This window comes from Citrobacter sp. Cpo030, assembly GCF_030333005.1.
Classification (GTDB): Bacteria; Pseudomonadota; Gammaproteobacteria; order Enterobacterales; family Enterobacteriaceae; genus Citrobacter; species Citrobacter portucalensis.
The window spans coordinates 1-14005 of the sequence record NZ_JAOWGT010000058.1 but is presented as its reverse complement, the minus strand read 5'-3'; the positions used below and the strand labels follow the sequence as shown (position 1 = coordinate 14005).

The following is a 14005-nucleotide window of genomic DNA, read 5'->3' as shown; positions in this document are numbered from 1 at the left end:
CATGTTTGATATTGGCGTTAATTTAACCAGTTCACAATTTGCGAAAGACAGGGATGATGTTGTGGCGCGCGCCTTTGCTGCGGGCGTAAACGGTATGCTTCTGACCGGAACAAACCTGCACGAAAGCCAGCAGGCGCTGAAGTTGGCGCAACATTATCCACATTGCTGGTCCACGGCTGGCGTGCACCCGCATGACAGTAGCCAATGGCAACCCTCAACGGAAGACGAGATTATCGCGCTGGCAAACCAGTCTGAGGTGGTCGCTATTGGCGAGTGCGGTCTGGATTTCAATCGCAATTTCTCCACGCCGCAGGAGCAGGAACGTGCTTTTGAGGCACAACTGCGCATTGCCGCTGAACTGCAGATGCCGATTTTCATGCATTGTCGGGATGCCCATGAGCGTTTTCTGACGTTGCTGGAGCCGTGGCTGGATAGCCTCCCGGGCGCGGTGCTGCACTGTTTTACCGGAACGCGGCAGGAGATGCAGGACTGTGTGGACCGAGGGCTTTATATTGGTATTACCGGCTGGGTCTGTGATGAGCGTCGGGGGATGGAACTGCGGGAACTGCTGCCGTTTATTCCGGTAGAAAGACTACTGATCGAAACTGATGCGCCTTACCTACTTCCTCGCGACTTAACGCCTAAACCGACGTCACGGCGCAATGAACCGGCGCACCTGCCACATATTCTTGAGCGTATTGCCCACTGGCGCGGGGAAGATCCTCAATGGCTGTCAGCAACCATTGATGCTAACGTCAGAACGCTGTTCGAAGTGACCTTCTAAACGGCTTAAATTTTTCGAAAGCCGGTATTTTTCACGCTCTGCTTAACCTCTTTATTCAACAGGTTAAGCAGTAGCATGGAACGCGCTTCGCCATCCGGTTCGGTGAAGATCGCTTTTAGCCCCTCAAACGCCCCTTCAGTAATAATCACGCTGTCCCCTGGCTGAGGAGTTTGCGGGTCAACAATTCCTTCAGGCTTGTAGATAGAAAGCTGGTGAATAACGGGAGAAGGGACGGTCGCAGGCGTCGCTCCAAAACGGACGAAATGGCTGACACCACGCGTGGCATTGATAGTGGTGGTGTGGATCACTTCCGGGTCGAACTCGACAAACATGTAATTAGGGAATAGTGGTTCACTGACTGTGGTACGTTTACCGCGCACTATTTTTTCCAGGGTGATCATAGGCGTCAGACAGTTCACCGCCTGTCTTTCCAGGTGTTCCTGGGCTCGCTGAAGTTGCCCACGTTTGCAGTACAGTAAATACCAGGATTGCATAATAACTCTTATCCGCATGTTCTGAGCGCCAGCATAGCAAAAGCCATGCGTTAAGTTAATTATACCCGCCTCAACGCAGGCTGAAACCCAATGGGTATATACGCCCGGGGCTTATATGTATCGCCAGAGTTCACGCTAATTTAACAAAAATACAGCATCACAATGATGAACGCCGTATAATGAAGCGCTTACGAAGAGGCCACAATGGACGCCATGAAATATCACGATTTACGCGACTTCCTGACGCTGCTTGAACAGCAGGGCGAGCTCAAACGCATTTCGCTTGAGGTGGATCCCCACCTGGAAATTACTGAAATTGCCGATCGCACCCTGCGTGCCGGTGGGCCTGCGTTGCTGTTTGAGAATCCGAAAGGCTATTCAATGCCGGTGCTGTGTAACCTGTTTGGCACACCAAAGCGTGTTGCGATGGGGATGGGACAAGAAGATGTCTCGGCGCTACGAGAAGTCGGTAAACTGTTGGCGTTTTTGAAAGAGCCAGAGCCACCGAAAGGATTCCGCGATCTGTTTGATAAGCTGCCGCAGTTTAAGCAGGTGTTGAACATGCCGACTAAGCGGTTGCGCGGTGCACCTTGTCAGCAAAAAATCTACTCGGGCGATGACGTTGATTTAAACCGCATTCCGATTATGACCTGCTGGCCGGAAGATGCCGCGCCGCTGATTACCTGGGGGCTCACCGTAACGCGTGGTCCGCATAAAGAGCGGCAGAATCTGGGCATCTATCGCCAGCAGCTGATTGGTAAAAACAAGCTTATTATGCGCTGGTTGTCCCATCGCGGCGGCGCGCTTGATTATCAGGAGTGGTGCGCGGCGCATCCGGGCGAACGCTTCCCGGTTTCTGTGGCGTTAGGAGCCGATCCTGCGACCATTCTGGGGGCCGTGACGCCGGTTCCTGATACATTATCCGAGTACGCATTTGCCGGGCTGTTGCGCAGAACCAAGACCGAAGTAGTTAAATGTATTTCCAACGACCTGGAAGTGCCTGCCAGTGCAGAAATCGTGCTGGAAGGGTACATTGAACCGGGCGAGCTGGCTCCGGAAGGGCCGTATGGCGATCATACCGGCTACTACAACGAAGTAGATAGCTTCCCGGTCTTTACCGTCACGCACATTACCCAGCGTGAAGATGCAATTTATCACTCTACCTATACCGGACGCCCGCCAGATGAACCCGCGGTGCTCGGCGTGGCGCTGAACGAAGTCTTCGTGCCGATTCTGCAAAAGCAGTTCCCGGAAATCGTCGATTTTTATCTACCTCCGGAAGGCTGTTCATATCGCCTGGCCGTCGTGACGATGAAAAAACAGTACGCTGGCCATGCCAAACGCGTCATGATGGGTGTTTGGTCGTTTTTGCGTCAGTTTATGTACACCAAATTTGTTATTGTTTGCGATGATGACGTCAACGCACGTGACTGGAATGATGTGATTTGGGCAATTACTACCCGTATGGACCCGGCCCGGGATACGGTACTGGTAGAGAATACGCCAATTGATTACCTGGACTTTGCCTCGCCGGTTTCCGGCCTTGGTTCAAAAATGGGGCTGGATGCCACAAATAAATGGCCGGGCGAAACCCAACGTGAATGGGGACGTCCGATTAAAAAAGATCCTGAAGTGACTGCGCGCATTGACGCAATTTGGGATGAACTGGCCATCTTTAATGACGGCAAAAGCGCCTGAGGCGCGATCGTTTTGCCTATTGATCCGACAGAGAGAGCGCATGACAACCTTAAGCTGTAAAGTGACCTCGGTAGAAGCTATCACTGACACCGTATATCGCGTTCGTTTAGTGCCAGACGCGGCGTTTTCCTTTCGTGCTGGCCAGTATTTAATGGTCGTGATGGACGAAAGGGATAAGCGTCCGTTCTCCATGGCATCAACGCCGGACGAGCAAGGATTCATTGAGCTGCACGTTGGCGCCTCTGAGCTAAATCTTTATGCCATGGCCGTGATGGACCGTATTCTGAAAGACCGGGAGATCAAGGTCGACATTCCGCATGGCGAAGCCTGGCTGCGTGATGAAGACGAGCGCCCGCTGATCCTGATTGCCGGTGGTACAGGGTTCTCTTACGTGCGTTCCATTCTGCTTACCGCGCTGGCGCGCAATCCAAATCGCGATATCACCATTTACTGGGGCGGGCGCGAAGAGAAGCATCTCTACGATCTCTCCGAGCTGGAAGCGCTGTCAGTGAATCACCCGAATTTGCGCGTTGAGCCAGTGGTGGAACAGCCTGAAGACGGCTGGCGTGGTCGTACGGGAACCGTGTTAACGGCAGTATTACAGGATTACGGTACCCTGGCGGAGCATGATATCTACATCGCTGGTCGTTTCGAAATGGCCAAAATCGCGCGCGATCTGTTCTGTAATGAACGCAGTGCGCGTGAAGATCGCCTGTTTGGCGACGCTTTCGCGTTCATTTAAGCGCTGTGCGCCGGAGTCCTTCCGGCGCATTCATCACCAACCTTACTTCTTCTAACAGGGTGCAAGCCCGATCTCGTTGTTTCTCTTTTTTACCACGTTTTTTAGTAAACATATTTTTCCTATCTATTAATCACAAAACTTAGCTTTTGTGACAGGTCTCTTTTTGTTTAGTAAACAAAATTGGCAAACTAGACACAATCAAATTGCGAGGCGCAAACGAGGAAAACCATGAGGCTCGGACTGGATATTGGCGGGACTAAAATCGAAGCGGTGGTGATTGATAACGCGGGTGTAATTGTTTACCGCGAGCGATGCGCGACACCAAAGCAGAGTTACGGTGATTTTTTCCAGGCCGTGACGGAGATGATTGCTAAGGCCAGACTGGCCGTTAATCAGCCTTTATCGGTTGGCATTGGGGTGCCTGGCGCGGTGGATAGCGAGGGGTTAATTAAGAACTCCAACATCCTGGTGCTCAATCAACAGGCCTTTGCGCAAGACCTTGAGCGAGCGTTAGGAATGCCCGTGCCTGTTACTAATGATGCCAACTGCTTTACCTTGTCGGAAGCGATGGACGGTAGCGGACACGGGCATAGCGTGGTATTTGGCGTGATCCTCGGTACCGGTTGCGGCGGTGGACTATGCATCGATAACCGCTTGATCTCTGGACCTAACGCCTGCGCAGGAGAGTGGGGGCATAATGCATTGCCGCGCTACCACGAATCTCAGGACGGGGCTGGAGTGACATGCTATTGCGGACAGTTGAACTGTATTGAGAGCTTTATTTCCGGCAGCGGTCTGGAACGCCAGTACCTGAATCACACCGCGCAGCATGTGGGTGTGCCACAAATTATGCAACAGGTAGAATCGGGTGATGCGGATGCCTGCTTTGTATGGAAACGCTATTGCGATCAACTGGCGCGTGCGTTGGCGGGCGTGGTGAATACGCTCGATCCCGATGTTATCGTGCTAGGGGGCGGGGTATCCAATATCGATTTACTGTATTCGGGTTTACAGGCGCGAGTGGCGCAGTACGTATTTGGTAAGCAGTGCCGCACACCGATTGTTCGGGCCCGTCACGGCGACAGCAGCGGCGTACGCGGTGCGGCCTGGCTGGGGGCACAATAAGCCATAGTAGAATCAATGAGAGTGAAATGACGAAACCTGTACGTATCAGAGATATTGCCGAAGCTTGTGGTGTTTCAGTTGGCGCAGTTTCCCGCGCCCTAAAAGGGCAGCCGGGGCTACGTGAAGACACCCGGCTGCGCATTATTTCTGTGGCGCAGCAGCAGGGTTATGATTTTTCCCGTCTGCATACTGACAAGATCAAACGCGTCCTGTTTTTGCTTCACCGCCAGCACAATATCAGCCGGGCATTGCCGTTTTATTCTCAACTACTGCTGGGGATAGAAGATAACTGTCGTGACCATGGTATTGCGCTGAGCTTTCTCTCCATTGGTCCAGGCGATGCAGTGAGTGAGCAGGTGCTGCTGCACCAGCCTGATGCACTGATCTGTGCCGGATTTTTTGAGCCTGAATTACTTGGCTTGCTGCAACAGATGAAGCTGCCGTTGGTGCTGGTGGATCTCTGGGCGCCGGGCTTGCCTTGCGTGAACCCGGATAACACTCAGGGTGGGTATCTGGCCACGCAACATTTGATTGCACAAGGTCGCAGCCGTATTGCTTTTCTTGCCAGCACGCTTGCGCACTACAGCATCCGTCAGCGCGAGAAGGGCTACCGTCAGGCATTGTATGAGGCCCGTTTGCTGATGCCGCCAGAGTATGAAGCCGTTGCGCCGCCGCTGTTGGATACTGATCAATCTCTTGTTGAGGCGGTAAATGAGCTACTCAGATTGCCGGAGCCGCCCGACGCTATTTTTGCCTATAACGATGCGGCAGCGCTGGTTGTTCAACGGGTGTGCGCACAGCAGGGGATACGCATCCCGGAAGATCTCGCGCTGGTGGGGTTTGATGATATCGATGCTGCGGCCTGGTCACATCCACCACTCACTACTATTGCGGTTGATAAACAACAATTGGGGCGTGAAGCGCTGCGTTTATTGCTGGAAGAAAATCAGGAAGAGAATCTGCTGTTGCCGGTGCAGTTAGTGGTGCGAGGTAGTTCAGGGAAATAAAAAAACCCGCCCCTGACAGGCGGGAAGAACGGCAACTAAATTGTTATACAATGGCATTTGTGTTGTAGGCCGGATAAGACGCATCAGCGTCGCCATCCGGCATAGTCGCCGGGGGCGCTTCGCTTGCCCGGCCTACAATAAGTCACATGCTTTGATTAAACTCGCTCAAATACCGTCGCGATGCCCTGGCCTAACCCGATACACATCGTCGCCAGGCCAAACTGTACGTCTTTGCGTTCCATCAGATTGAGCAAGGTGGTGCTGATACGCGCCCCGGAGCAACCCAGCGGATGACCCAAAGCGATCGCCCCGCCGTTGAGGTTGATCTTCTCATCGATCTGCTCCATCAGCCCCAGATCTTTAATGCACGGCAGGATCTGAGCGGCAAAGGCTTCGTTCATCTCAAACAAACCGATATCGCTGGTGGAGAGTCCCGCTTTTTTCAGCGCCAGTTTTGAGGCCGGAACCGGACCATAACCCATAATTGACGGGTCACAGCCAACAACAGCCATCGAACGGATTCGGGCACGCGGCGTCAGACCCAGCTCACGGGCGCGGCTTTCGCTCATGACCAGCATCGCCGCTGCGCCGTCGGAGAGCGCGGAGGAGGTACCGGCAGTGACCGTTCCGCTAACCGGATCGAACGCCGGGCGCAGGGTGGAGAGCGCTTCAACGGTTGTCTCTGGGCGGATAACCTCATCGTAGTTAAACTGCTTCAGCACGCCGTCGGCATCATGGCCACCGGTCGGGATGATTTCGTTTTTAAATGCGCCAGACTGTGTTGCAGCCCAGGCACGAGCATGTGAACGTGCGGCGAAAGCGTCCTGCATTTCACGGCTGATGCCGTGCATGCGAGAGAGCATTTCCGCAGTCAGACCCATCATTCCCGCGGCTTTTGCCACGTTGCGGCTCATGCCCGGATGGAAATCAACGCCGTGACTCATTGGCACATGGCCCATATGTTCCACGCCGCCAATCAGGCACGCCTGAGCATCGCCGGTCATGATCATACGTGCCGCGTCGTGCAGCGCCTGCATTGATGAACCGCACAGGCGGTTGACCGTGACGGCCGGAACGGAGTGCGGAACTTCCGCCAGCAGCGCGGCGTTACGGGCGATGTTGAAACCCTGCTCCAGCGTTTGCTGCACGCAGCCCCAGTAAATATCATCAAGCGCGGATGGCTCCAGCGCAGGATTTCGCGCCAGCAGGCTACGCATTAAGTGTGCGGAGAGATCTTCTGCCCGCACGTTACGAAACGCGCCCCCTTTCGAACGGCCCATCGGGGTACGGATCGCATCAACAATTACAACCTGTTCCATTGTGACTCCTTAAGCCGTTTTCAGGCTGCCAACCGGGCGGGCAGGCTCAACCTGGGGATAATACGGTTCGTTATGGCGCGCCTTATCACGCAGACCAGCCGGAACTTCATACAGTGCTCCGAGGTGCTGATACTGCTGGGCCATATCGAGATACTTCGCGCTGCCGAGCGTATCCAGCCAGCGGAACGCGCCACCATGGAACGGAGGGAAGCCCAGGCCATAAACCAGCGCCATATCGGCTTCTGCCGGGCTGGCGATAATGCCTTCTTCCAGACAACGCACCACTTCGTTGACCATTGGGATCATCATGCGGGCGATAATCTCTTCATCGCTGAAGTCGCGTTTCGGCTGGCTGACTTCTGCCAGCAGATCGTCAACGGTGGCATCCTCTTCTTTCTTCGGCTTGCCCTTGTTGTCTTCTTTATAACGCCAGAATCCAAGACCGTTTTTCTGTCCGAAACGGTTCGCATCAAACAGGGCGTCTATCGCGTCGCGATAATCTTTCTGCATACGCTGAGGGAAGCCTGTGGACATCACTGCCTGCGCGTGATGCGCGGTATCAATTCCCACCACGTCCAGCAGATAAGCCGGGCCCATCGGCCAGCCAAACTGTTTTTCCATGACTTTGTCGATTTTGCGGAAATCCGCCCCATCGCGCAGCAGCTGGCTGAAACCGGCAAAATACGGGAACAGCACGCGGTTCACGAAGAAACCAGGGCAGTCGTTGACCACAATTGGCGTTTTGCCCATCTGGCTTGCCCAGGCGACAACTTTGGCGATGGTTTCATCCGAGCTTTTCTCGCCGCGAATGATCTCAACCAGTGGCATGCGGTGTACTGGGTTAAAGAAGTGCATTCCACAGAAGTTTTCCGGGCGCTTGAGCGCGCTGGCCAGCTCGTTGATTGGGATGGTAGAGGTATTCGACGCCAGTACGGTGCCCGGGCGTACCTGATCTTCGGTTTCCGCCAGTACCGCTTTTTTCACTTTCGGGTTTTCCACGACCGCTTCAACCACCACGTCCACACGCTCAAAACCGCTATAGTCGAGGGTTGGATGAATAGTGGAAATCACGCCCGCCATTTTCAGACCGTCAATTTTGCCGCGCTCAAGCTGTTTGTTCAGCAGCTTGGCCGCTTCGGTCATGCCCAGCGTTAATGATTTGTCGTTGATATCTTTCATGACAACCGGCACGCCTTTCCAGGCTGACTGGTAAGCGATGCCGCCGCCCATAATGCCCGCGCCCAGCACCGCGGCTTGCTTCGGTGCTTCAATATTTTTGGTGAGCTTTTTGGCTTTGGCTTTCACGAACTGATCGTTAAGGAAGATCCCTACCAGCGCGCGGGCTTCACTGGTGTGCGCCAGTGGAACAAAGCTTTTATTTTCCAGATTCAGCGCTTCTTCACGACCAAAACGGGCTGCTGCTTCAATGGTTTTTACCGCGGTAATCGGTGCGGGGTAATGTTTACCAGCCGTCTGCGCTACCATGCCTTTAGCGATGGTAAAGCTCATCGCCGCTTCAATTTTGCTGAGTTTCAACGGCTCCAGTTTCGGCTGACGTTTGGCTTTCCAGTCGAGGTCGCCGTTAATCGCCTGACGTAATACCGCGATCGCGCCATCAAGCAGTTTGTCTTGCTTCACTACGCCATCGACCAGGCCGATTTTTAGCGCCTGCTCAGCACCAACATCCTTACCTGCCGCAATAATTTCCAGCGCGCTGTCCGCACCCAGCATACGTGGCATACGCACGGAGCCGCCAAAGCCCGGCATAATGCCCAGCTTGGTTTCCGGCAGGCCAATGCGCAGGTCCGGCGTTGCCAGACGATAATCGGTTGCCAGAACACACTCGCAGCCGCCACCCAGCGCGTAGCCGTTTACCGCTGACAGGGTCGGAACAGGCAGATCTTCGAGGCGATTAAAGACGCTGTTGGCAAAATGCAGCCACTGGCTCAGTTGTTCTTCAGGCACGAGGAACAGTGAAAGGAATTCGGTGATATCGGCACCAACAATAAAGGCTGCTTTGTTAGAACGCAGCAGCAGCCCTTTTAAATTCGGTTGTTTTTCCAGCACATCAAGCGCATGGCCCAGGCTGGCAACGGTTGCCGTGTCGAGTTTATTGACCGAACCAGGGGCATCGAACACCAGTTCGGCGATGCCATCTTCCAGCCAGTCGAGGTACAGGGTGTCGCCTTTGTAAAGCATGTCAGTCTCCTGAATCCGCAAGGTGATCTGGTCATACCAGATGAATCGAAGTGTGTGTTTTATGTTAATAAAATGCAAATGAATGATTAAAGAAATGACGATTCGATCACGCTCGGCAGAAATCACGCACTCACAAAGCGATGTGCTAAGATGCGGAGACTTGAGGTCAAAAAACAGAAGGATAGAAAATGGAATCGCTGGCCGCACTCTATAAAAATCATATCGTTACCTTACAGGAACGGACGCGCGACGCGCTGGAGCGCTTCAAGCTGGATGCGTTACTTATTCACTCAGGCGAACTTGTTAACGTCTTTCTCGACGATCATCCGTACCCGTTTAAGGTCAATCCGCAATTCAAAGCCTGGGTGCCTGTCACGCAGGTTCCTAACTGCTGGCTGCTGGTGGATGGCGTAAACAAGCCGAAACTATGGTTCTACTTGCCGGTTGATTACTGGCACAACGTTGAGCCGCTGCCTACTTCCTTCTGGACGGAAGAAATTGAGATCATCGCGCTGCCGAAAGCAGATGGTATCGGTAGCCAACTGCCTGCTGCTCGCGGCAATATCGGTTACATCGGCCCGGTTCCTGAACGTGCACTGCAACTGGACATCGCGGCCAGCAACATCAACCCGAAAGGGGTGATCGACTACCTGCATTATTACCGTGCTTATAAAACTGATTACGAACTGGCCTGTATGCGCGAAGCGCAGAAAATGGCGGTAAATGGACACCGTGCCGCAGAAGAAGCGTTCCGTTCCGGAATGAGCGAGTTTGACATCAACCTCGCTTACCTGACTGCCACCGGTCACCGCGACACCGACGTGCCATACAGCAACATCGTGGCGCTTAACGAGCATGCTTCGGTGCTTCATTACACCAAGCTGGATCATCAGGCACCGTCTGAAATCCGCAGCTTCCTGCTCGACGCTGGTGCGGAATACAACGGTTATGCGGCAGATCTGACGCGTACCTGGTCGGCGAAAAGCGACAATGACTATGCGCATCTGGTGAAAGACGTTAACGACGAAGAGCTGGCGCTGATTGCCACCATGAAAGCAGGCACCAGCTACGTGGATTATCACATTCAGTTCCATCAGCGCATCGCGAAGCTGCTGCGTAAGCATCAAATCATCACTGATATGAGTGAAGAGGCGATGGTGGAAAACGATCTTACCGGGCCGTTTATGCCGCACGGTATTGGCCACCCACTGGGTCTGCAGGTGCATGATGTCGCAGGCTTTATGCAGGATGACAGCGGTACTCATCTGGCCGCGCCGTCGAAGTATCCTTACCTGCGTTGCACCCGCGTACTGCAACCAGGCATGGTTCTGACCATCGAACCGGGCATCTACTTCATTGAATCTCTGCTGGCGCCGTGGCGTGAAGGACAGTTCAGCAAGCACTTCAACTGGCAGAAAATTGAAGCCCTGAAACCGTTCGGCGGTATTCGTATTGAAGACAACGTGGTGGTCCACGAGAACAATATCGAAAACATGACGCGGGATTTGAAACTGGCGTAATGGACAGTTGGTTAATCCCTGCGGCGCCGGTCAGCGTCGTTGAAGAGATCAAAAAAAGCCGCTTCATTACGCTGCTCGCCCATACGGACGGCGTAGAAGCGGCAAAGGCGTTTGTTGAGTCAGTCAAAGCGGAACACCCTGACGCCCGCCACCATTGTGTGGCGTGGGTGGCGGGTGCGCCCAATGACTCGCAGCAGCTAGGATTTTCAGACGATGGCGAACCGGCGGGTACGGCAGGTAAACCGATGCTCGCGCAGCTGATGGGGAGCGGTGTCGGCGAGATTACCGCTGTAGTCGTGCGCTACTACGGCGGTATCCTTCTCGGTACTGGAGGGTTGGTAAAAGCCTACGGTGGCGGTGTGAATCAGGCGTTGCGCCAGTTAACGACACAGCGCAAGACGCCATTAACCGAATATACTTTGCAGTGTGAGTACGGTCAGCTGGCAGGCATTGAAGCCTTGCTGGGGCAGTTTGACGGTAAAGTCGTTGCCAGTGATTACCAGGCTTTTGTTCGGCTCAGGGTGGCGCTTCCTTTTGCCAAAGTGGATGAGTTTTCGGCAAAACTGGCGGATTTTAGTCGTGGTTCATTGCAATTGTTAGCGATTGAAGAATAATCCCCACCTCATTTTAAAGAACTAAGGAAGCGGCAGAGATGCATTTTCGCGCCATCACCCGAATCGTTGGACTACTGGTCATCTTATTCTCGGGGACAATGATTATCCCCGGACTGGTAGCGCTCATCTACCGCGATGGGGCAGGGCGTGCATTCACCCAAACTTTCTTCGTTGCTCTGGCGATCGGCTCCATGCTGTGGTGGCCAAACCGTAAAGAGAAGGGTGAACTGAAATCGCGCGAAGGATTTCTGATTGTCGTTTTGTTCTGGACCGTTCTGGGCAGTGTGGGTGCGCTACCGTTCATCTTTGCGGAAAGCCCTAACCTGACGATAACCGACGCTTTTTTTGAATCCTTTTCCGGATTAACCACTACAGGTGCGACGACGCTGGTGGGGCTGGATTCATTGCCACACGCGATTCTCTTTTATCGCCAGATGCTGCAATGGTTCGGCGGGATGGGGATCATCGTGCTGGCGGTGGCTATCCTGCCTATTCTTGGCGTTGGTGGGATGCAGCTCTATCGTGCAGAAATGCCGGGGCCGCTGAAAGATAATAAAATGCGCCCGCGTATTGCCGAAACGGCGAAAACGCTGTGGCTAATCTATGTATTGCTGACGGTGGCGTGCGCGCTGGCGCTATGGTTTGCCGGGATGCCCGCGTTTGACGCCATTGGGCACAGTTTTGCCACAATCGCCATCGGTGGTTTTTCCACACACGATGCCAGCGTGGGGTATTTCGACAGTCCCACGATTAACACTATCATTGCTATCTTCTTGCTGATCTCCGGTTGTAACTATGGTCTGCACTTCTCTTTATTAAGTGGGCGTAGTCTGAAGGTCTACTGGCGGGATCCGGAATTCCGCATGTTTATCGGCGTGCAGCTGACGCTGGTGGCAGTCTGTACGTTGGTGCTATGGATACACAATACCTATGGCTCGGCGCTCACGACGATCAACCAGGCCTTTTTCCAGGTGGTATCGATGGCGACGACCGCCGGATTTACCACGGACAGTATTGCCCGCTGGCCCTTGTTCCTGCCAGTGCTGTTGCTGTGTTCTGCTTTTATCGGCGGCTGTGCCGGGTCGACGGGCGGTGGCTTGAAGGTGATTCGTATCCTGCTGCTGTTTAAGCAGGGTAACCGCGAATTGAAACGACTGGTCCATCCGAATGCGGTTTACAGTATCAAACTGGGTAACCGTGCGTTGCCGGAGCGAATTCTTGAAGCCGTATGGGGATTCTTCTCTGCCTATGCGCTGGTCTTTATTATCAGTATGCTGGCGATTATTGCGACCGGTGTTGATGACTTCTCCGCGTTTGCCTCCGTAGTGGCAACGTTGAATAACCTGGGGCCTGGACTGGGGGTTGTCGCTGACAACTTTGCCAGTATGAACCCTGTGGCGAAGTGGATCCTGATTGCCAATATGCTGTTTGGTCGTCTGGAGGTCTTTACTCTGCTGGTGCTCTTTACCCCTACCTTCTGGCGTGAATAATGGAGTAACACGTGAAAACACTGATTCTTTTTTCTTCCCGGGACGGACAAACGCGTGAAATCGCTGAATATCTGGCTTCTGAACTCAAAGAGCTGGGCGTTTGGGCCGATGTTGTTAATTTGCATCGTACCGCGGAGCCGGACTGGCAAAATTATGACAGCGTGGTAATTGGCGCCTCGATTCGCTACGGTCATTACCATGCTGCTTTTCAGGAGTTTGTGAAAAAGCATGCCACACGGCTCAATTCGATGCCGAGTGCGTTCTACTCCGTAAACCTGGTTGCTCGTAAACCGGAGAAACGTACGCCGCAAACCAACAGCTATGCGCGTAAGTTCCTGATGAGTTCGCCGTGGCGACCAGACCACAGTGCAGTCATTGCGGGGGCTTTGCTGTATCCCCGCTATCGCTGGTATGACCGCGTTATGATCCAACTGATAATGAAGATGTCAGGTGGTGAAACGGATACGAATAAAGAAGTGGTGTATACCGATTGGGAACAGGTCGCGAGATTCGCGCGGGAAATTGCCCAATTAACCAACAAAGCGTCGTTAAAATAAACGTAAAGAATAAAAAATACGCACTCGGAAGATTATTTTAAATTTCCCCTTGTCAGCCTGAAATAACTCCCTATAATGCGCCTCCACTGACACGGAACAACGGATTACAAGCCGCCGGGTCAGCGGGGTTCCACTGAGAACTCCGGCGAAGAAAGCGAAATTAAATGCTTGACTTCGTAGCGGGATGGCGTAATATGCACACCCCGCGCCGCTGAGAAAAAGCGAAGCGGCACTGCTCTTTAACAATTTATCAGACAATCTGTGTGGGCACTCGAAGATACGGATTCTTAACGTCGCAAGACGAAAAATGAATACCAAGTCTCAACGAGTGAACACGTAATTCATTACGAAGTTTAATTCATTGAGCATCAAACTTTTAAATTGAAGAGTTTGATCATGGCTCAGATTGAACGCTGGCGGCAGGCCTAACACATGCAAGTCGAACGGTAGCACAGA

Annotated in this window: 12 protein-coding genes and 1 rRNA gene; 10 read left to right on the top strand and 3 right to left on the bottom strand. The window is 53.4% G+C overall.

The window, feature by feature from the left end; genetic code table 11:
• Nucleotide 1 precedes the first annotated feature (1 nt).
• Entirely contained in the window at nucleotides 2–784 is a 783-nt protein-coding gene (tatD, locus tag OGY37_RS10665) for a 3'-5' ssDNA/RNA exonuclease TatD (RefSeq protein ID WP_126319675.1), read from the top strand.
• 5 nt (nucleotides 785–789) lie between these two features.
• On the opposite strand, the gene rfaH is transcribed toward tatD, so the two are convergent.
• Nucleotides 790–1278, bottom strand: coding sequence for a transcription/translation regulatory transformer protein RfaH (rfaH, locus tag OGY37_RS10660; RefSeq protein ID WP_003017881.1), 489 nt, complete (start codon nucleotides 1276–1278; stop codon nucleotides 790–792).
• Between the two features lie 204 nt (nucleotides 1279–1482).
• On the opposite strand from rfaH, the gene ubiD reads away from it, so the two are divergent.
• From ubiD to OGY37_RS10640, 4 genes are all read left to right on the top strand, one after another.
• A complete protein-coding gene (gene ubiD, locus OGY37_RS10655; protein ID WP_286620769.1) occupies nucleotides 1483–2976 on the top strand; it encodes a 4-hydroxy-3-polyprenylbenzoate decarboxylase in 1494 nt (497 codons plus the stop codon).
• Nucleotides 2977–3016: 40 nt separating this feature from the next.
• Nucleotides 3017–3718: an NAD(P)H-flavin reductase gene (gene fre, locus OGY37_RS10650; protein WP_003828903.1), complete on the top strand. Its 702-nt coding sequence runs from the start codon at nucleotides 3017–3019 to the stop codon at nucleotides 3716–3718.
• A gap of 228 nt (nucleotides 3719–3946) precedes the next feature.
• The gene (locus OGY37_RS10645) at nucleotides 3947–4843 is read left to right on the top strand and encodes an ROK family protein (RefSeq protein WP_148362622.1); all 897 of its coding nucleotides are present in this window, start codon (nucleotides 3947–3949) and stop codon (nucleotides 4841–4843) included.
• 26 nt (nucleotides 4844–4869) lie between these two features.
• Complete coding sequence (locus tag OGY37_RS10640) at nucleotides 4870–5850, top strand: LacI family DNA-binding transcriptional regulator (protein ID WP_149384961.1); 981 nt, start codon at nucleotides 4870–4872, stop codon at nucleotides 5848–5850.
• A gap of 155 nt (nucleotides 5851–6005) precedes the next feature.
• Here the strand turns inward: OGY37_RS10640 and fadA are convergent, their stop codons facing one another.
• Entirely contained in the window at nucleotides 6006–7169 is a 1164-nt protein-coding gene (fadA, locus tag OGY37_RS10635) for an acetyl-CoA C-acyltransferase FadA (protein WP_003828895.1), read from the bottom strand.
• Between the two features lie 9 nt (nucleotides 7170–7178).
• Nucleotides 7179–9368 (bottom strand): fatty acid oxidation complex subunit alpha FadB, encoded by a 2190-nt coding sequence (fadB, locus tag OGY37_RS10630; protein ID WP_126957699.1) that lies wholly within the window; start codon nucleotides 9366–9368, stop codon nucleotides 7179–7181.
• A 188-nt stretch (nucleotides 9369–9556) separates the two neighbouring features.
• Between fadB and pepQ the strand changes: the two genes are divergently transcribed.
• The 5 genes from pepQ to OGY37_RS10605 form a co-directional block, all read left to right on the top strand.
• Nucleotides 9557–10888: a Xaa-Pro dipeptidase gene (gene pepQ, locus OGY37_RS10625; protein WP_032950648.1), complete on the top strand. Its 1332-nt coding sequence runs from the start codon at nucleotides 9557–9559 to the stop codon at nucleotides 10886–10888.
• Nucleotides 10888–11502 carry an IMPACT family protein gene (locus OGY37_RS10620; protein WP_003017851.1) on the top strand — a complete coding sequence of 205 codons (615 nt, stop codon included), beginning with the start codon at nucleotides 10888–10890 and terminating at the stop codon, nucleotides 11500–11502. The genes pepQ and OGY37_RS10620 overlap by 1 nt, the downstream gene beginning before the upstream one ends.
• Before the next feature lie 38 nt (nucleotides 11503–11540).
• Complete coding sequence (trkH, locus tag OGY37_RS10615) at nucleotides 11541–12992, top strand: Trk system potassium transporter TrkH (RefSeq protein ID WP_003017848.1); 1452 nt, start codon at nucleotides 11541–11543, stop codon at nucleotides 12990–12992.
• 11 nt (nucleotides 12993–13003) lie between these two features.
• Entirely contained in the window at nucleotides 13004–13549 is a 546-nt protein-coding gene (gene hemG, locus OGY37_RS10610) for a menaquinone-dependent protoporphyrinogen IX dehydrogenase (protein WP_003828882.1), read from the top strand.
• Nucleotides 13550–13927: 378 nt separating this feature from the next.
• Nucleotides 13928–14005, top strand: a 16S ribosomal RNA gene (locus OGY37_RS10605); the annotation flags it as partial.